Raw genomic sequence first — 19,570 nt, 5'->3', positions numbered from 1 at the left:
TGGTTGTCACATGTGCACGACCGGTGCGGCGCCCGCGTCCTGCTGCGGCACCCCGCGCCGGTAGGAACGCGATGACCGTGCCCGCGGCGAAGAAGCCCGCCGACCGCCAGAAGGCGGCCGCGACCCCGCCGGTGGCCAACTGCATGGCGTTCGGCATGACCAGGCCGAGGCCCACGCCGATCACGATCAACTGCGGCAGCACCGCGCTGACGCAGGCGGATCCGAGGCCGATGCCGGTCAGCCGGGCCAGGCCGGCCGTGGCGATCGCGAAGCCCAGCGGGATGACCGCCTTCGGGCCGATCCGGGGCAGCAGGACCGTGGTGCCCACCTGCGCGGTCACCATCAGCGCGCCGACCATCGGCAGGAAGGCCACACCCGTCTTGGTGGGGCTGAAGCCGAGGTTGAGCTGGAGGTAGTAGGTCAGGAAGAGGAAGACGCCGAACATGCCCGCGCCGGTGATCAGCACCGCGAGGAACGAGGCGCCCCGGTCGCGGTCGAGCAGGATGCGCAGCGGCAGCAGCGGCAGCAGCGGGTGCGCGGCCCGGGTCTGCCACCCGGCGAACGCCGCCAGCAACAGTCCGCCCGCGATCAGGAAGCCCCAGGTGAGCGGCGAATCCCAGTCGTGCGTCTCGGCGTTGTAGAAGCCGTACACCAGCGAGAACAGACCGGAGGCGACCAGGACCGTGCCCGGCACGTCCGGCTTGGCGTTCGCGGCGTCGCGGTGGTTGCCGAGCAGCGCCCAGCCGCCGGCGAAGGCGGCGACCGCGATGGCCACGTTGACGTACACGTGGTGTTGAGCAGCGACAGCGCGGCCGGAGCGAGCAGCGCGCCGAAGGCGCCCTGCAGGGCGCGGGCGACGACCAGCATGGTGAAGCCGTTCGCCGCACCGCCGAGCCCGGAAGCCGCGGCGAAGCCGACGATGCCGACGAGGAAGGCGGGCTTGCGGCCGAACAGGTCGGCGATCCGGCCGCCGAGGAGCAGCAGCGAGGCGAAGGCGAGCGCGTAGGCGGTCACGATCCTCCCCCACCGCCTTAAGGGCGTGGGGGGACCCCCAGCCGGCTGCCGTCGGAGAAGCCGAGGTCGGCCTGGGCGGAGGGCAGTGCGATGTTCACGTGCCACTTTCAGCGAAGCGGCAGCGTTTCGTTTTCTGGGCTGGTCCGACCCGGTCCCCTGGGGGGAGTGCGTCCGCTACGGTGGCGCCGTCGGCATGGGGGCTCTGAGTCGAGAATCGGTTACAGGTGGCAGACACTTCTTCTGGTCCGGTCGCGGTGATCCTGACCGCGCTCCACGTCGAGTACGACGCGGTGCGCGCCCGCCTCACGGACCTCACCCGGAACAGCGAGAACGGCACGGTCTTCGAGCACGGCCGGCTGCCCGGCACCCGCTGGAGCGTCGTGCTCGCGCAGACCGGGCCCGGTAACGACAACGCGGCCGTGGTCACCAAGCACGCCTACGACCTGTACCGGCCGAGGGTGCTGTTCTTCGTCGGGGTGGCGGGCGGACTGAAGGACGACGTCCGGATCGGCGACGTGGTCGTCGGCGAGCGCATCTACGACTACCGGGAGAAGCAGGGTCCCCGCGGCGGCCACTACCGGCCCCGCGGCTGGGAAGCGCCGTGGTGGCTCGTCCAGCACGTGCAGCACATGAGCTTCGGCCCCGAGGTCGCCGGCCGGGTGCGGGTCGCGCCGATCGCCTCCGGCAACGTCGTGCTCGACCGGGAGCCCTCCGCGCTGGGCGAGTTGCTGCGCGGGAACTACGACGACGCGGTCGCGATCGAGATGGAGAGCGCGGGCGTGTGCCGGGCCGCCCATCTCGTCGGCGGCCTCGACACGCTGACGATCCGGGGGATCAGCGACCGGGCCGACGGAGGCAAGCAGCGGGCGGACGCGGGCGGTTCCCAGGAGATCGCGGCGTGGTGCGCGGCCGCGGCAGCGGTGCGCATCCTCTCCTCGCTGGCGCCCGAGGGGGAGGCGGAGGGTACAACCACCCCTGATGCGCAGGGTGTTGAGGGTCTGTCCGCGTCCTCGTCACGCGAACGCGGGACGTCGGCCGACACCGGCGCATCCGGGCCGGACGGCGGCGAAGCCGCTGTATACGGTGCGCATGGCGGCGACTTGGCGGGGGCAGGGGCGGACCGAGCTGCTGCCGCCCTGTCGGAGGACCCCGCAACGCGCTCCGGTGAAACCGCCGCATCCGAAGCCGGTGAGCAGGGCGATGACGCCGTGTCCGAGCCGTCGGGGGAGCCGCTGACCGTCCGGCCGTCGGGAAATCCACCGACCGTCCCCCCGGACCGTCGCCGCCGGACCGCTCTGTCGGCCGCCGTGGGCCGCACGAGCTTACGCACACGGGTCGCCGGAAGGTCCCCCAGGCGGAGGCGCGCCACCCTCATGGCCGGCGTCGCGGTGGCCGTCGTCGGCGGGCTGCTCGCCTTCCTCCTGAAGGCCGCTGCCGACTCCGGGACGTCGGACCAGGACTCGACGCTGGAGAGATGTCCGGTGTCCCAGGCCCGTGTGAAGCTGCACATCGCCGCCTCCATCGACTTCTCGACCTCACTGAGCGAGGCCGCCGCGGACTACGGCGCGCGGAGCAGCGCGGGCGGCAGCTGCGTCAAGATCGAGGTCTCGTCCGTCAACTCCGGTACGGCCATGCGCGCGTTGGCCCGGGGCTGGGGCGAGGACGACGGCGACGAGCCGGACGTGTGGTCGCCCGCCGGCAGCGAATGGCTCACCCTGGCCCGTACCCAGGCGACCGGGCCGGTGAAGCAACGGCTGCCCGAGACCGCGGAGCCCATCGTGACCAGCCCGCTGACGATCGCGATGCCCAAGCCGATGGCCGAGGCGCTGGGCTGGCCGGAGTCCACCATCGGCTGGGGCAAGCTCGCACAGTGGGCCGCCGACCCGGCCACGTTCTGGGAGAGCGTCGGCCAGAAGCAGTGGGGCGCCTTCAAGCTGGGCAAGACGAATCCCACGTACTCGACCTCCGGTCTGAACGCCACCATCGGCGCCTACTACGCCAAGACCCGCACCAGCGCCGAACTGTCCCCGCGGGACATCGACGCGCCGGACAACCAGGCCTTCGTCCGTGCCATCGAGAAGTCCGTGGTCCACTACGGCGACACCACGCTGACGTTCCTGGCCAATCTGCGCGCCGCCGACGACCGGGGCGGTGCCGACGAGGCGCTGAAGTACATCTCGGCCGTCACGGTCGAGGAGGACGCCGTCGTCGCGTACAACGAGGGCTACCCCTGCGGGGCCTACAGCAAGGCGCACGGCTGCGAGAAGCGGAGCCGCCCGCACACCCCGCTGGTCTCCTTCTACCCGACCGACAGTGATCCGGTCAGCGACCATCCCTACGTCGAGCTCAAGAACATGGACAAGGCCAAGCGGCCGGTCTCCCGGGACTTCCTGAACTACCTGCACCGCTCGGACGTCTACGGCAAGTACTTCGCGCCGTACGGCTTCCGGACCCACAAGGGGGCCGCCGACGCCGCCCCGTCCCTCTCGCGGACCAACGGCGCGCAGCCCGACGCCTCCATCTCCGACTACACGGCACCGGACGGCGCGGTCCTGAGCCGGTTGCAGACCGTCTGGCCGACCCTGCGGCGGCGGGCGAATGTCCTCGTGGTGATCGACACCTCCAAGTCGATGGACGAGGAGGTGCCCGGCACCGGCGGCACCAAGATGGAGCTGCTGCGCCAAGCCGAGCCCGCCCTGTTCGGCAACGGCGGTTTCGCGGACACCGACCGGGTCGGCCTGTGGAAGTTCTCCAACGCGGCCAGTCTCGACGGCAAGCACCACTACGTCCCGCTGGTCGACATCGGGCCGATGGGGGAGAAGTCCGCCGACCGGCGCGGTGCGACGCGGCGCAAGGAGCTCGCGGACGAAATCAACAATCTGGTACCGAACGGGGCGACCGGCCTGTACGGCACGGTCGAGGCGGCGGTGGACACGCTGCGCAAGGACTACGACCCGGACGCCATCAACGCGATCGTCCTGCTCACCGACGGTCGCAACGAGGGCGTACCGCCCAAGCCGACCCTCAAGGATGTCCTCGCCAGGATCGGCACCCCCGCGAAGCGGATCCGCGTGTTCACCGTGGCCTACGGATCGAAGGCCGACCAGCAGGACGCGAACGGCAGAAGCGTGCTGGAGGAGATCGCCACGGCTACCGGGGCGCACAACTACGAGGCCAAGGACCCGAAGATCCTCAACGAGGTGCTGACCAGCGTGATCTCCAACTTCTGAGGGGCCGTCCTCCCACGGCCACGACCTCAGTCCATTCCTTGACGGGAATATAACCGCAGAGGCATATTGGTCGCATGTCCGACGCCGCGCTCTGGACCGCTCTCGCCGACCCCCACCGGCGGGCCATCGTCGCTCTGCTCCTGGAGCGGCCCCGGCCCGTCGGGGAGATCGTGGAGGCATGCGGACTGAGCCAGCCGAGCACCTCCAAGCACCTGAAGGTGCTGCGGGAGGCCGGTCTGGTCCGGGTCAGGCAGGACGCGCAGCGCCGCGTCTACGCCCTCGACCCGGCCCCGATCGCCGCGCTGGACGCCTGGCTGGCGCCGTACCGCAGGCTGTGGACCAGCAGCCTCGACGCCCTGGGCCGCCGCCTCGACGAGACGCAGGAGAGGGAGGAGGCGGACGGCTCCGAGGAGAGGGACGAGGCGGACGGCTCCGAGGAGCGGGGCGAGACGCCGGACGACACCTGACACCCCCACCGCGAAGGACCGAAGCACCATGTCCGTCGACCTCACCGGCACCTATCTGACCCTCGACGACGGCCGCCCCGCCGTCCGCTTCAGCCGCACCTACGACCACCCGCAGAGCCGCGTCTGGCACTTCGTGACCGACCCGGACGAACTCGCCCAGTGGTTCCCCTCCCGCGCCGAGATGGACCTGCGCCCCGGCGGAGCGATCCGGTTCACCGGCGACCCCAACATGCCCGAGTCCACCGGCCGGGTCCTCGCCGTCGACCCGCCCCGTCACCTGTCCTTCGAGTGGGGCGGCGACGAACTCCACTTCGACCTGGAGGAGGCCGGCCCGGGCCGCACCCGGTTCACGCTCACCAACGTCCTCGTCGCCGAGAACACGGCCGCCCGCAACGGCGCCGGCTGGGAGGTGTGCCTCGCCGCCCTGGACGCCAGGGCCCGCGGCGAACGCTCCGAGGGCCCGCACGCCGGACCGGGCGCGCCTTGGAAGGAGTTCTACGACGGTTACGTCGGGGCCGGAGTGCCCTCGGGCGCACCCGTGCCGGGGCTGGATGCCTGACCGGCGCGGTACCGCGTCGAAGGGCTGCGCCGACCGGGGGCGCTGTGCCAGTGTGGCAGTCGACACATGCGCGAACGGGGGGAGCGTCATGGACCTTGCCATCACGGCCACGGCCGACGACGTCGAGGCGGAACTGCGCTCGCTGTACCTCTGGCTCTCCGACGATCCCTACATCCGGCGCAACGCCCGCCTGGAGCTGGGCGGCGACCGACCGGCCCCGGGACGGATGGGGTCTGCCCTGGACGCCATCCAGCTCGCCCTCGACAGCGGCTTCCAGCTCGGCAACCTCGCCCTGGCCTGGATCTCCTGGCGGGCCACACGCCCCACCCCGCCCGAGATCACCATCGAACGGAACGGAACGAAGATCACGCTGTCCGGGCAGGATGCCGACACCGCCGCCCGTCTGCTGGCCGAACTCGACCAGTAGGCGGGCGGCGTGGACACCGCGGCATCCCCCGAGAGATCCGCCGCCGTGCTGATCGGCGTGAGCCGGTACGAGCATCTCGAATCCCTGCCCGGCGTCGAGGGCAACGTCACGGACCTCGCCGCCCAGCTGTGCGACCCCTCGGTCTGGGGACTGCCGTCCGCGCAGTGCCATGTGCAGCTCGAACCCGTCAGCCAGGCCGCGGCTCTCGCGCCCCTGCAGGAGCTGGAAAGCAGCCGGCTGGACACCCTGATCGTGTACTACGCGGGCCATGGCCTCATCGACCCGAACACGGGTGACCTGTGGTTGGGCCTGCCGGGCTCGCGCAACGGCGCGGTGGAAACGGCCGTTCCGTACGACTGGCTGCGCAGGAAACTGTTGAGACTGAGCGTCGAGCGCCGGATCGTGATCCTCGACTGCTGCTACAGCGGCCGGGCCCTGGGCATGATGGGCGATCCGCCGGCGGCCGTGGCCAACGGCGCCGTGGTGGAGGGCACGTACCTGATCGCCTCGGCCGGGGAGTCCGCGCAGGCCTTGGCCCCGCCGGGCGCCCGGCACACCGCCTTCACCGGCGAACTGATCAACATCCTGTCCCGCGGAGTCGCGAACGGACCCGAACTCCTGCGCCTGGACTCGATGTTCGAGTACCTGACGGAAGCGCTGCGGTCCCGTTCCTGCCCCCAGCCACAGAAACGGGTGCGCAACACGGCAGGCCAACTGCCCCTCTTCCGCAACCGGGCCTACACCCCTGCGCACGCCCAACGCCTGCTGGCGGACAGGTACGAACTGGGCGCACGTATCAGGGAGGACGCCGTCACCGAGACGTTCCAGGCACGCGACACCGCTCTCGACCGCCCGGTCACCATCAAGCTGATGACCCCTCCGGCCGCCACCGCCGGTCTGTCTGCCGGGTTCCGCCGACGGGCCAGGTCCCGAGCCCTGCTCAGACACCCGATGGTGGCAGTCCTCCTGGACATCGGCACGGTGCAGCGCGACGGTGTCCAGTGCCCCTACCTGGTGACCGAACACGTCGGGGGATCGACACTGGGCACCCTGGTGAGACGCCAACTCGCCCCTCCGGAGTGGGCCGTGCACGCCGCCGGCGAACTGCTCGGCATGCTGGAGCATGCCCATGAGCTGGGCGTCTACGGCTGGCATCTCGATCTCGAGAGCGTCGTGGTCACCCCCGAGAACCACATCAAGGTGGTGGACCTGGGCGACGCCCCCGACGAACGGGGTGACCTCCTGGAAATGGGCCGGCTCCTGTACGGGATCCTCACCGGCACCCCTCCCGGTGAGGCGGGTGCCCCCGTCGCTCCGCCGTCGGCACGGCGACCCGAAGTGTCCGACGAGTTCGACGCCGTCGTACTCAAGGCCCTGTCCCACGACCCCGCCGACCGGTACCGGAACGCCGGCGACATGTGGCGGGCGATCGCAGAGCTGCGAGACCGCGCCGTGCGCCCTGTGCCGCACCAGGTGACGCCGCCCCAGCACGGCAGCCGCCCGCCGCACCACGCCACGGCGCACCCGACGTCCGACGCTCCGGTCCTGCGTTTCGCCGCGGGCTCGCACAAGGGCATGCTCTGTGACAGCAACCAGGACTCGGGCTATGCCGGCCCGCGTCTGCTGGCACTCGCGGACGGGGCGAACGGGCAGCCCGCGGGCGAGGTGGCCAGCTCCGAGGTGATCGCCACCCTGGTGGCGCTCGACGACGAGGAGCCGGTCGAGAACATGCTCACCGTGCTCGACACCGCGGTGCAACGAGCCCAACGGCAGTTGCGCGAGATGGTGGAGGAGGACCCGGGTCTCGAGGGCATGGAGACCACCCTCACCGCCGTGTTGGTGACGGGGACGCGGCTCGGGCTCGTGCACGTCGGCGACTCACGTGCGTACCTGCTCCGGGACGGGGTCCTGACCCAGATCACGGCGGACCACACCTGGGTGCAGGGGCTGCTCGACGAAGGCCGCATCACTCCTGAGGAGGCCGCCGTGCATCCTCAACGTGCGCTGCTGACGCGGGCACTGGGGCGGGCCGAACACGTCGAGCCGGATGTGTCCCTGCGTGCGGTCCGGGCCGGCGACCGCTACCTGCTGTGCACCGACGGTCTGACCGCCGTGGTCTCGGACGAGACGATACGTGTATGCATGGCGGAATACCGGTCGCCTCAGGAGACCGTCCAGGAGTTGGTCCAGCTGGCTCTGCGCGGTGGAGGTCCGGGGAACATCTCGTGCATCGTCGCCGACATGCTCGATGCCGAGGTGGTCGAGATCGTGGATCGGGTGTCGGACGTTCCGGTGGTCATCGGTGCCGTGGCCGAGAACGCCTGGCACACGCAGTGAGCCCAGCCCCATGGGTCACGCGAGCTGCCTGCGCACCAGTTCGTGCAGTCGACCCGTGGTGTCCGCGAGGAGATCGGCGGGGCGGCCCTGTTGGATGACCTTGCCGTCCTCCATCACGACGACCCGGTCCGCGTCCAGGACCGTCGAGAGGCGGTGGGCGATGACGATGCGGGTGGCGTTGAGTTTGCGGGTGCTCTCGATGACGATGCGCTGGGTGTCGTTGTCGAGGGCGCTGGTGGCCTCGTCGAAGAAGAGGATGCGCGGGCGGCGGATCAGTGCCTGGGCGATCATCAGGCGCTGCCGCTGTCCGCCGGAGATCGCGCCGTTGCCCGCGACGATCGTGTGCAGGCCCATCGGCATGCGCTTGATGTCCTCCGCCAGACCCGCCATCTCGGCAGCGGCCATCGCCTCCTCGGGCGTGTACGGCTCGGTGCCGCAGATGACGTCGAGGATGGAACCGGTGAACGGCTGGGCGTGCTGGAGGACGACTCCGCACTGGCGGCGTACGGCCGACTGGTCGAGGGCCGCCAGGTCCTGGCCGTCGTACAGGACGCTGCCCGAGACCGGCTTGTCGAAGCCGATGAGCAGGCGCAGAAGGGTCGATTTGCCGCAGCCGCTGGGGCCCACGATCGCCACGAACTCGCCCGGGCGGACGGCGAAGGAGACGTCGTCCAGGACGAGGGGGCCGTCGTCGGCGTACCGGAAGGAGAGCCGGCGGGCCTCGACCGCGCCGGACAGCGGGCCCGGGCGGGTGCTCGCCGTGCGCACCTCCGGCGTGGCGTCCAGGACCGGCCTGATCTCCTCGAACAGCGGCAGCGCGGCCACCGCCGAGACGAAGGAACCGGTGAGCTGGGTGACCGAGGTCAGCACCATCGTCACCGAGGTGTTGAAGGTGAGGAAGGCCGCCGCCGACATCGCGCCCTTGGCCGGGCCCGCCAGCAGCATGAACATCAGCAGGGTGACCACCGGCAGATAGACCGCGCCCAGCACCGTGGTGAGGTTCTTGATCCGGCCGACCTTCTGCTGGAGTTCCCGGCTGTGCGCGAACTCCCGCGCCCAGGCGGCGTACGCGTAGTTCTCCGCCGCCGCCACCCGCAGCTTGGGCAGGCCCCGCAGCGTCTGGAACGCCTGGTTGTTCAGCTTGTTGCCGAGCACCACGAGCTTCCGCTGCCAGCGCACCTGCCACAGCCCGAGCCCCAGGAACACCGCCGCGATGACGACGAGCATGCCGATCGCCGCCATGGCCATCGGCACGCTGTACCAGAACAGCAGCCCGAGGTTCATCGCGCCGACCGTCACCGACTGCGCCACCACCGGACCGACGCCCGCCAGCAGCCGCCGGATCGCGCTGATGCCCATGGCGGCACTGGCCAGTTCACCGGTGGAACGCTGGGTGAAGAACCGGGTCGGGAGCCTGAGCAGCCGGTCCCAGACGGCCGGCTGGAGCGCCGACTCGATACGGCCCTCCAGGCGCAGGATCGTCAGGTTGTCCAGCAGCGTGAACGCGGCCGACACCACGCCGCTGACCATCACCGCCAGACACACCTGGACGATCAGGTCCGTCTGGGCCCTCGGCACGTACTCGCCCAGCACCTTGCCCGTCGCGATCGGCACCAGCGCGCCGATCGCCACCGTCACCAGCCCGGCGAGCATCAGGTTGAGCAGGTCGCCGCGGGTTCCGCGCAGGCTGAACCGCAGCAGCCCGAGCGGACTGAGCCGCCGCTCGGGCAACGGCCGGTAGAACATCACCGCACGCGGCTCGAACTCCTCCGCGTTCGCCTTCTCGACCGGCGTCTCGCGTCCGGTGCCCGGGTGCACGGCCACATAGCCGCCGCGCCGCCACAGCAGCGCCACCGGCGCCCCGGACAGCGCCCGGTGCCCGACCAGCGGGCCCACGTTCTCCCGCCACCAGCGACCGTCCAGGCGTACGGCCCGGGTGCGCACCCGGGAGGACAGGGCCACCCGCTCGACCGGGTCGAGGCGTTCGCTCTCGGTGCCGCTCTGCGCGGGCTCCGCGAGGGTGATCCCGGCCGCCTCGGCGACCAGCTTGCAGGCCGCGTAGGAGGCGTCGGCGTCGGCGGCCGTCGTACGGCGGGCCGAGCGCTTGCCGATGGAGGCGAGCAGGGTCTGGTCGGCCTGGGCGCGGACCGCCTCACCGGCCTTGATCCCGGCGGCCGTGCGTGTCTCGTGGGTGCGCTCCAGCTGTTCGATCCACCGGTCCAGCGCGGTCAGCAGCCGGTACTGCTGGTCGACCATGCTCTGCCACAGCGCGGGATCCATCAGCAGGTCCGCGGCGGCCTCCGAGCCGTACAGCGAGCCGTACTGGACGCTGCCGGGCGGCACCTGCATCCAGAACACGTCGTCGTCGGCGGGGGCGGTCGCCCGCTCCTCGGCCATCGGCGCCTGGAAGAGGACCGACAGGCCACGGCCGACGCCCAGCGCGACCGCATACTCCAGCGGGCTCGACGCCGGGGGCACGTACTGCGGGTTGCCGTACTCGTCGTACGACCAGGTCTGGGTGTGGGCGGGCTGGTACAGCTCGCGCAGGTTGATCCGGTGCACCACACAGTCCCGCGCCGGACGCGCCACCAGCGTGTGCTGCGGCCCTGCGACCGGGCCGAGCAGCAGTGCGCCCGCCTCCAGCCGGCCGAGGTGGTGCCAGTGGCCCTGCTGGGCGGCGTCCACCGCGAACAGGTCCAGGGCACCGGCGGCGACCAGCCACAGCACCTGCGGACCCTCCAGGTCCAAGCGGTTGAAGCCCGCGCAGTCGATGCGCGTGCCCATGGACCCCAGCGCACCGAGAACGAGGTCGCCTTCGTACCCCTCCTGCACAGTCGTCATCTCATCGCTCCCTGACCAGTGCGGCGTACGCGCCGCCGTGCGCCACCAGCTGCTCGTGCCGTCCGCGCTCCACGACCGTGCCGTGCTGCAGCACCACGATCTCGTCGCTGTCCCGGACCGTGCTCAGCCGGTGGGCGATCACCACGCAGGCGCAGCCGCGCCGACGCAGGTTGTCCATCACGACCTGCTCGGTCTCCGCGTCCAGCGCGCTGGTCACCTCGTCCAGCACGAGGATGCTGGGCCGCCGCACCAACGCCCGGGCGATCTCGAGGCGTTGGCGCTGCCCGCCGGAGAAGTTCCGGCCGTCCTGCTCGACCTTGCTGTGAATGCCGCCGGGCCGGCGCATCACCACGTCGTACAGGGCCGCGTCCCTCAGCGCCTCCACCACGGCCTCGTCCGGGATCGACGGGTCCCACAGGGCCACGTTGTCGCGGACCGAGCCCTCGAACAGGAACACGTCCTGGTCGACGAAGGAGACGGAGGCGGCGAGCGCCCCGCGCGGAATGTCCTCCAGACGGCGGCCGTCGATGCGGATCACGCCGTCCCAGGGCGCGTACAGGCCCGAGATCAGCCGCGACACCGTCGACTTGCCGCTGCCCGAGCCGCCGACCAGTGCCACCTGCTGCCCGGGTCCCACGGTCAGGTCGAAGCCGCTCAGCAGCGGCTTGTCCAGCGGGCTGTAGCCGAAGGTGACGTTCTCCAGCTCGACGTGCCCGTGCAGCCGCCGTGTGGAGTCGGCGCCGCCGGGGCGGGCGTAGAGCGGGTCGGCCTGGAAGTTCTCCACGTCCTTCAGCCGGGCCACGTCGGCCGCGAAGTCCTGGATGCGGCCCGCCACACCGTTCAGTCGCGTGAGCGGCGCGGTGAAGCGGGTGACCAGCGCCTGGAAGGCGACCAGCAGGCCCACCGAGATGTGTCCCTCGACCGCGCGCAGGCCGCCGATCCACAGGATCAGCGCGCTGTTGACCGTGGCGAGCGTGGGCGCGACCACCCCGAGCCAGGCACTCGGCACGCCGAGCCGCTGCTGTTCCTCCAGCGTGGTGGCGTGCTGGCCCGCCCACTTGCGGAAGTAGCCGTCCTCGCCGCCGGTCGCCTTCATCGTCTCGATCAGCTGCAGACCGGTGTACGAGGTGTTGGTGAGCCGTGCGGTGTCCGCCCGCAGCTTCGCCGTGCGGGTCGCGCGCAGCCGTACGACCAGTCGCATGGCCACCACGTTCAACAGGGCCACGCCGATGCCGACGAACGTCAGCTGCGGGTCGTAGGTGTACAGCAGTACGGCGTACAGGACGACCACGACGGCGTCCACGCCCGCGGCCGCCAGGTCGCGGGCCAGTGTCTCGGCGACCTGGTCGTTGGACTGGAGCCGCTGCACCAGGTCGGCCGGGGAGCGCTGGGAGAAGAAGGTGACCGGCAGCCGCAGCAGATGGCGCAGGAAGCGGGCGCTGGAAAGCGTGGAGGAGATGATCCGGCCGTGCAGCAGGTTGGCCTGCTGGAGCCAGGTCAGCACCAGTGTGAGCAGGAGGCAGGCCGCCATCGACGCGAACAGCACGCCCAGCAGTGAGGTCTGTCCGCCGATGAGGAACATGTCGATGTAGGTGCGGCTGAGCGCGGGCACCGCCGCGCCCACGGCCACCAGCAGCAGACTGGCCAGCACCGCGGCGGGCAGGGTGCCCGCGGTGCCGCGCAGCCGGGCCGGCATCGCACCGAGCACGCCCGGCTTGCGGCCGCCCTTGGTGAAGCCTTCGCCGGGCTCCATCACCAGCACGACACCGGTGAAGCTGCCGTCGAACTCCTCCATGGGCACGAACCGGCGGCCCTTCGCGGGGTCGTTGATGTACACCCCGCGCCGGCCGAAGCGGCGGCCCATGCCGTCGTAGACGACGTAGTGGTTGAACTCCCAGAACAGGATGGCCGGTGCCGCGACCTCGGCGAGGGCGGCCAGGTCCATCTGCATGCCCTTGGCGGTGAGGCCGTAACTGCGGGCCGCCTTCAGCAGGTTGCTGGCGCGTGAACCGTCGCGGGAGACACCGCAGGCGATGCGCAGCTCCTCCAGCGGGATGTGCCGGCCGTAGTGACCGAGCACCATCGCGAGGGAGGCGGCGCCGCACTCGACGGCCTCCATCTGGAGCACGGTCGGGGTGCGGACCGTGCCGCCACGGGGCTTGGGGACCGGGCGCCGGGCCGGGGCGGCGCGTCTGCGGCCGCGGGTCTCCTGGGTGGTGGTCACGGCAGCAGCCAATCGACGGGGCGCTGGTCGGCCAGCCGGATCGAACCGCTGGCGAGGGTCATGGAGTCGAGCTTGTACGGCGGCCCGTCGGCAGAGGACCACTGGTAACCGCTCTTGGTGCCGGGCGACTTGTCGAGCCTGACCAGGACCGCCACCGGCCGGCCCTTCTTCGTGAACTGCTCGCCCAACTGGCTGTCGCCGAGGAACGCGGCGATCGACTGGGCGGACTGCGCGGTGCGGTCCACCGACTTCACCTGCCCGCGCAGCACGCCGTACTGCTGGGTCGGCACCGAGGACACCGTGAGGTCCACGGCCGCGTGCGCCGGGATGGCGGCGGCGTTCTCGGCGGGGACGTACACCGTCGCGTACAGCGGGTCGGAGGCGTGCGCGATCTTCTCCACCGCGGCGATGTTCGCACCGGTCTGGATGATCTGGCCGATGGTGGCGGCGAGCGCGGTGACGCGGCCCGCGGCGACCGTGCGCACCACGGAATCGCCTTGACTCGTACGGACCTTGAGGACCGGAGCGTTCGCGGGCAGCCGTTCGCCCTGCTTCGCGAGCACGGCCGTGACCTGGCCGGCCACGGGGCTCTGCAGCAGATAGCTGCCCTGCCCGTGGGTGAGGATGGCCTGCGCGCTCACCGTGGAGGCGACCGAACCGGTCACCGCCCACACGGAGGCCGCCGCCATGACGACGACGGTGACGCCGAGCGCGAGCCAGCCCTGGGGTCGGGCGAGGCGGACCGGAAGGTCCAGCTCCTCCGGCGACTGGAGCTTGGCGAGGGCCTGTTGGCGGAACTGCACGGAACTTCCCTCACCCGAGGAGAGACATCGTTACGACAGGATTCGGGCGTCTTCCGACACCCTTCCGACACCTTCGGGCACCCGAGAGCCCCGGAGCCGGGGGACGGCTCCGGGACTTCGGTGACACCGAGGTGCGATCAGAGACCGGCGACCGTGGCGGTCAGCGGCGCCGTGTTGATGCCGGCGACGCCGGTGACGGTGCCGAGAGCGGTGTTGACCAGGCCGTTGACGCCCGGGGCAACCTCGTTCACGGTGGCGAGGGTGCTGTTGAGGGCGTTCACGGAAAGGCCGCCGGAGACGTTGTCCAGCTCGGCGTCCGAGATCTCGACGGTCTCAACCTGGGGGGTGGAGTTCATGATGGAACTTCCCTTCGTATGGATATTTCACAAGGGGGGAAGCGGCCCCCTCTGGGGACAGACGACGGCCGCGATCGCGGGTGCCGGGCGCCCGTCCCCGGGAGCCCGGGGGACCCCCGCGATGTGATGGATCAAAGCACGCACGCGAGCTGCGCTTCCAATCAACCAAGCCCCTCACCAGCGCACTTGGTGCGCGCGAGGCCCCAACCGTGCAGGCGCGTGCACGCCATGTCGGCGACTCCTTCACATGCCGCACGGCATCGGCGCAACCCGTCCCCTTGCTCGCCGGGCCGCGAATCCGGCACTCCGCGCCAAAGGCGTACCAGGGGGCGCGCGAATGTGCAGAACCCAGGGCGAGAGTGACTTGGTTGAGTATTCAATGTGCAGATTCGCTGAAGCAGGGATTCCGGTACGTGATCGGAACGGACCGCTACCGATCGATGGCTGAGCGTGTCAGCCCATGAGTGCATAGACCGTGCTCGCACGGGCCGCGAGCGCGCCCGAACCGGCATCGCTCAGCGTGATGTCCGCGAACGCCATCCGCCGGCCCAGCTTGGTCAGGACCGCTTCGATCAGGACATCCGAACCGGTCACCGCCCGCTGGAACGACGTCGACTGCTGCACGGTCGTCATCGGCACGAAGCCGCCCCGCGCGGCCGAGACCGCGATCACCGTGGCCGTGTCGGCGGCCGCCATCAACGCCTGCCCCGACAGGGCGCCACCCTCCCGGGCCAGCCGGTCCGACCAGGGCAGACGCAGGACCGCCCGGTTCTCGCCCACGGTCTCGACGGACAGCCCGAGATCGAGCACCCAGGGGGCGAAGTTGGCGGACAGGATCTTGTCGGCTTCGGCGGTGGTCATCGTCATATGGGGGATTCTTCCCGGCCGCGCGGCCCGACACGCGGAGCATGGCCGATTCGCCGCCAGTGGAGGGAAGTTGGCAACCGGAATTGAACGCACCGGGTGACCCGCCCGTACCTACAGCCATCCAGGCGCCCCCGATCAACTGCCCGACAGCGGCATGTACCCCCGTCCCCAGGAGGTCGAGAAGTTTGAGTCACAAGCGAATGCCCAAGCGCAAGGCCGCGATAGCGGTGGGCGGTGTCGCGGCGCTCGGAGCGGCGGCCCTCCTGCTGCCGCACGCCAACGCGTCCCAGGACACCAACGATGCCGCGGGCGCCGCCGGCAGCGCGAAGACCCTGAAGGCCTCGGACGCCTCGGATCTCTCCTCGCACTTGCAGAAGCTGCTCGGTGACGCGCTCGCCGGGTCCTACTACGACAGCGGCAGGCAGCAGCTGGTCGTCAACGTGGTCAGCGGGGACAAGAACGTCATCGTGCAGGCGAAGAAGGCCGGCGCGGCCGTCCGCCAGGTCCGCAACAGCACCGCCGAACTCAAGTCCGCCGCGCAGACCCTGAAGACCAGGGCGACCATCCCGGGCACCGCCTGGGCCGTCGACCCGCGCACCAACAAGGTCGTGGTCACGGCCGACTCCAGTGTCACCGGCGCCAAGTGGAACCGGCTCCAGTCGACCGTGCAGAGCCTCGGTTCGGGCATGGCGACGCTGAAGAAGTCCGCCGGCACCTTCAAGACCTTCGTCTCCGGCGGCGACGCCATCTTCTCCCAGGTGCAGGGCGGCAACGTGCGCTGCTCTCTGGGCTTCAACGTCAAGGCCTCCGACGGCAGCCCCGCCTTCCTGACGGCCGGTCACTGCGGGGTGGCCGCCAAGGACTGGTCCGACTCCCAGAACGGGCAGCCCATCGCGACGGTGGACCAGGCCACCTTCCCGGGCAACGACTTCTCCCTCGTCAAGTACAACGACGCGAGCACGCAGGCGCCCAGCGAGGTCAACGCCGGCAACGGCCAGACCGTGCAGATCACCCAGGCCCAGGACGCCACCGTCGGCGAGACCGTGTTCCGGATGGGCTCCACCACCGGGCTGCACAACGGCCAGGTGACCGGCCTCGACGCCACCGTGAACTTCCAGAGCGAGACCGACCCGAACGGCGTCGACACCGTCAACGGCCTCATCCAGACCAATGTCTGCGCCGAGCCCGGCGACAGCGGCGGCTCCCTGTTCACCCAGGACGGCGGCGCCGTCGGCCTCACCTCCGGCGGCAGCGGCGACTGCACCAGCGGCGGCGAGACCTTCTTCCAGCCGGTCACCGCCGCCCTGCAGGCCACCGGCGCCACCCTCGGCGACGGCGGCAACGGCGCGGGCGGCCAGGCGGGCGCGGGCGACCAGGCGGGCACCGCCGATCCCTCGGCCTCCGCCGGGGACCAGGCCGGTGCCGGCGACCAGGCGGGCGGCGAGCAGATCGGCGGCACCCCCGACCCGTCCGCCACGGCGGGCGACCCGAGCGGCACCGGTGACGCCACGGGCACCGGCGACCAGTCCGGCGCGGGCACGGGCGACGGCGCGGCGTCCCTGACCGGGTCCCACTGAGCCGTCCCGGACCGTGCGGCGGGGCGCCGTCCCTGACAGTCCCACCGAGCCGTCCCACACCGGGACCTGACGAGCCGGGACCATCGAACCGTCCCGGGTCGCCCTGACCGGCCCACCGCGGTTCCGGCCGACAGGGACGGTCCGGCCCTCCGGCGGGAGGGCCGGACCGCGGTCGTTCAGCAAGGCGGCTCAGCGGTCCTCGCGCGCCCGTAGCAGCAGGACCGCCACGTCGTCCGCCCGCTCCCGTGCCGCCGCGCTGTGCCCCACCAGGTCGTCGGCCAGGCTCTCCAGCGGCTGGTCGCCCCGTTCGGCCAGCAGCGCGCCGAGGTCGACCAGCGAGTCCTCGATGTCGACGCCGGGGGACTCCACTAGACCGTCGGTGTAGAGGGCGAGGACCGCGCCGGGGGCCAGGGAGACGTCGGTCGTCGGATACGTGGCCGACGCGTCGATCCCGAGCAGCGGGCCGCCGGCAAGGTCCAGCACCCGCACCCGTCCGTCCGGGCGGCGCAGCAGCGGCGGCGGATGCCCGGCCCGTGCCATCACGGCCTGCCCCCGCGCCGGGTCCAGCCGCAGATACAGGCAGCTGGCGAACAGGTCGGCGCCGAGGTCGATGAGCAGCCGGTTGGTGCTGCGCATCACCTCCTGGGGGGTCTGCCCCACCGTGGTGTACGCCCGCACCCCGGTGCGGATCTGCCCCATCAGCGCGGCCGCCGTCACATTGTGGCCCTGGACGTCACCGATCACCGCGGCCGCCAGCGGCCGGGTCGGCACCAGGTCGTAGAAGTCGCCGCCGATCTCCATGCCGTGAGTGGCCGGCAGATAGCGGGCCGCCGCCTCGATGCCGGGCAGCGGCGCCAGCGAGTGCGGCAGCAGCGACTGCTGCAGCCCCTGGGCCAGCCGGTGCTTGGCGTCGTACAGCAGGGCGCGCGCCAGGGCCTGCGCGATCAGGCCGCCGAGGCTGGTCAGGACCGCCCGTTCGTCGGCGGGGAAGACATGCGGTTCGGCGTACGCCAGGACGCAGGTGCCGACCGGCCGCCCGGACGCGATGAGCGGCAGATACGCCCACGCCGCGTACCCGTCCGATGTCTCGTGCCGGTGCGGGTAGAGCCGTTCCAGCTGCTCCCGCGACTCGAAGAAGGCCGGCAATCCGCTGTCGAGGGCGTGGGTGCCCGGCGTGCGCTCGCTCAGCGGCAGCCCGTCGAAGCGCTCCACGACGTGCGGGTCCGGGTAGCCGCGGTGCCCCAGCACATGCAGCCGCCCGGCCTGCGAGCCGAGGATCACCAGTGCCTGGGAGCCGACCGCCGGGGCGACCTCGTCCGCGACCAGCTGCACCACGTCCTGCACCCCGACCGCCTCCGTCAGCGCCCCGGCCAGGCTCAGCACCTGGGAGATGCTCACCAGCCGCGAGGGCCCCGGCCCCGACTGCGCAGTCGCCCGTGCCATCTCCGCCACCGCCCGGGCCCGGCTGATCCGCACGCTCAGCCCGGTGGTGCTCGGGTACATCCGGAACGACAGCCACTCGCCCGGCGGGCGCAGCGCCACGAACGACGTCGCCTGCTGGCTGATCAGCGCGGCCCGGTAACGGTCCTCGTACATCGGGTCGTTCAGCCACGGCACCGTCACCCACAGCAGCGTGCCGAGCAGGTCCTGGGCGGGTCTGCCGAGCAGGTCGGCGGCCGCCGCGTTGGCGAAGGTGATCCGGCCGTTCAGATCGAGCGACACCAGCCCGTACGGCAGCCGGGACACCAGCCGCACCGCCTCCACCGACCCGAGCGTGTCGGCCACGCCCGACGGCGGTGTCGCCAGCAGGTCGGTCTCGGGACCGACCGCCCGGTTCTCCGCAGCCGCCCGTTCCAGCCGCAGGGCCAACCGCTCGCAGCCCGCCGTCAGATGGGCGCGCTCCCGGTCGGACAGTTCCGACGGATGCGCGCCGGGCCAGGTCACGAACACGGCGCCGTACACGGTCCCCGCCGTCGCCACCGGCAGCGCGGCCAGCGCGAAGGGGTACGGCAGCACCACCGCTATCCGCGGATAGCGGCGCGCCATCTCCTCCTCGCCGCCCACCCAGACGAGCTGCCGTTCGCGCACCGCGTCCGCGACCGGGACCGGCGCGCCCAGCCGGACCCGCTCCCACGGCGCGGCGAACGCCCGCGGCATCCCCGCCGTCACCGCCATCTCCAGGACCGGCGTGTCGGGCCTGAGCAGGTACACCGCGCCGGAGTGCGCACCCACCGCCTCCATCATCGAGGCCAGCGCGAGCGACAGCAGCGGGCGGCCGACCGGCGTCCTGGCGGCCGCCGGCGCCTGCGCCGGCCCTGGCCCGTCGGACACGCCGACCACCTCCTCGTACGGCCGCGCGTCGCGTCTTGGGGTCAAGGCTCCCCCGCGGGGACGCGCCGCGCACGGCGAGCGCCCTTCGTACGCCGGGCGGAGGCCCTGACCTGCGCGGGCGCTGCCTGCGCGTGGGGCCGCCGGATACCCGGTCCGGCCGGGACCATGCCCCCGCAGCCGAAGCGCGCGGTGGCGTACGGGCGCCCCGCGTGCGCCCCCGCGCACCCTGATGGCCGGATCTGTGCGACCGCGAACGGTGACGGCACCTAAGAATGGGGCACGCGCTGAACACCCGAAGACGAGAACACGGCGATGCCGGGTGACTACGGACGACTGGAGGGGCGGGCATTGATCCGGGTACTTCTGGTGCACGACGCGTGTCTGGTGCGATCGGTCCTGGCCGAGTGGCTGCGGCAGGAACCCGGTCTGCGGGTGGAGGACGCACCCTGGCGTGCCGGGGGGGGGGGGGGGGGGGGGGGGGGGGGGGGGGGGGGGGGGGGGGGGCGGGGCTGGGACGAAAAACACAAGGTGCCGCCC

General features: G+C 71.7%; 12 protein-coding genes and 1 pseudogene. 6 read left to right on the top strand and 7 right to left on the bottom strand.

All coding sequences use genetic code 11. From position 1 onward, the window contains the following. Nucleotides 1-6 precede the first annotated feature (6 nt). Nucleotides 7-1,112, bottom strand: a pseudogene (locus ACZ5DS_RS21700) (MFS transporter); the annotation flags it as partial. A 126-nt stretch (nt 1,113-1,238) separates the two neighbouring features. Here ACZ5DS_RS21700 and ACZ5DS_RS21695 point away from each other — a divergent pair. The 5 genes from ACZ5DS_RS21695 to ACZ5DS_RS21675 all read left to right on the top strand — a co-directional run bounded on the left by ACZ5DS_RS21695 (nt 1,239) and on the right by ACZ5DS_RS21675 (nt 8,034). Continuing rightward, complete coding sequence (locus ACZ5DS_RS21695) at nt 1,239-4,244, top strand: phosphorylase family protein (protein ID WP_468240940.1); 3,006 nt, start codon at nt 1,239-1,241, stop codon at nt 4,242-4,244. A gap of 74 nt (nt 4,245-4,318) precedes the next feature. After that, nucleotides 4,319-4,711, top strand: a complete 393-nt coding sequence (locus ACZ5DS_RS21690; protein ID WP_468240937.1) for an ArsR/SmtB family transcription factor — start codon at nt 4,319-4,321, stop codon at nt 4,709-4,711. Between the two features lie 28 nt (nt 4,712-4,739). Further along, on the top strand, nt 4,740-5,270 hold the full coding sequence (locus ACZ5DS_RS21685) for an SRPBCC family protein (RefSeq protein ID WP_468240935.1): 531 nt from the start codon (nt 4,740-4,742) through the stop codon (nt 5,268-5,270). An 88-nt stretch (nt 5,271-5,358) separates the two neighbouring features. Next, the gene (locus ACZ5DS_RS21680; protein ID WP_468240933.1) at nt 5,359-5,697 is read left to right on the top strand and encodes an effector-associated constant component EACC1; all 339 of its coding nucleotides are present in this window, start codon (nt 5,359-5,361) and stop codon (nt 5,695-5,697) included. A 9-nt stretch (nt 5,698-5,706) separates the two neighbouring features. Next, nucleotides 5,707-8,034: a caspase, EACC1-associated type gene (locus ACZ5DS_RS21675; RefSeq protein WP_468240931.1), complete on the top strand. Its 2,328-nt coding sequence runs from the start codon at nt 5,707-5,709 to the stop codon at nt 8,032-8,034. Between the two features lie 15 nt (nt 8,035-8,049). On the opposite strand, the gene ACZ5DS_RS21670 is transcribed toward ACZ5DS_RS21675, so the two are convergent. The 5 genes from ACZ5DS_RS21670 to ACZ5DS_RS21650 form a co-directional block, all read right to left on the bottom strand. Further along, nucleotides 8,050-10,875, bottom strand: coding sequence for an NHLP bacteriocin export ABC transporter permease/ATPase subunit (locus ACZ5DS_RS21670; protein WP_468240928.1), 2,826 nt, complete (start codon nt 10,873-10,875; stop codon nt 8,050-8,052). 1 nt (nt 10,876) lies between these two features. After that, entirely contained in the window at nt 10,877-13,099 is a 2,223-nt protein-coding gene (locus ACZ5DS_RS21665) for an NHLP family bacteriocin export ABC transporter peptidase/permease/ATPase subunit (protein WP_468240926.1), read from the bottom strand. Beyond that, the gene (locus tag ACZ5DS_RS21660; RefSeq protein ID WP_468240924.1) at nt 13,096-13,902 is read right to left on the bottom strand and encodes a hypothetical protein; all 807 of its coding nucleotides are present in this window, start codon (nt 13,900-13,902) and stop codon (nt 13,096-13,098) included. Before ACZ5DS_RS21660 ends, ACZ5DS_RS21665 begins: the two co-directional genes overlap by 4 nt. A 137-nt stretch (nt 13,903-14,039) precedes the next feature. Beyond that, nucleotides 14,040-14,258: a type A2 lantipeptide gene (locus tag ACZ5DS_RS21655; protein WP_468240921.1), complete on the bottom strand. Its 219-nt coding sequence runs from the start codon at nt 14,256-14,258 to the stop codon at nt 14,040-14,042. A 453-nt stretch (nt 14,259-14,711) separates the two neighbouring features. Next, a complete protein-coding gene (locus ACZ5DS_RS21650) occupies nt 14,712-15,125 on the bottom strand; it encodes a PaaI family thioesterase (RefSeq protein WP_468240919.1) in 414 nt (137 codons plus the stop codon). Between the two features lie 200 nt (nt 15,126-15,325). On the opposite strand from ACZ5DS_RS21650, the gene ACZ5DS_RS21645 reads away from it, so the two are divergent. Further along, entirely contained in the window at nt 15,326-16,702 is a 1,377-nt protein-coding gene (locus ACZ5DS_RS21645; RefSeq protein ID WP_468241280.1) for a S1 family peptidase, read from the top strand. A gap of 189 nt (nt 16,703-16,891) precedes the next feature. On the opposite strand, the gene ACZ5DS_RS21640 is transcribed toward ACZ5DS_RS21645, so the two are convergent. Then, nucleotides 16,892-19,042, bottom strand: coding sequence for a SpoIIE family protein phosphatase (locus ACZ5DS_RS21640; protein WP_468241278.1), 2,151 nt, complete (start codon nt 19,040-19,042; stop codon nt 16,892-16,894). Between the last annotated feature and the right edge of the window lie 528 nt (nt 19,043-19,570).

Source organism: Streptomyces sp. NPDC031100 (assembly GCF_055570785.1).
Note: the sequence above shows the minus strand (reverse complement) of the source record. Positions and strands in the feature narration are given on the sequence as shown.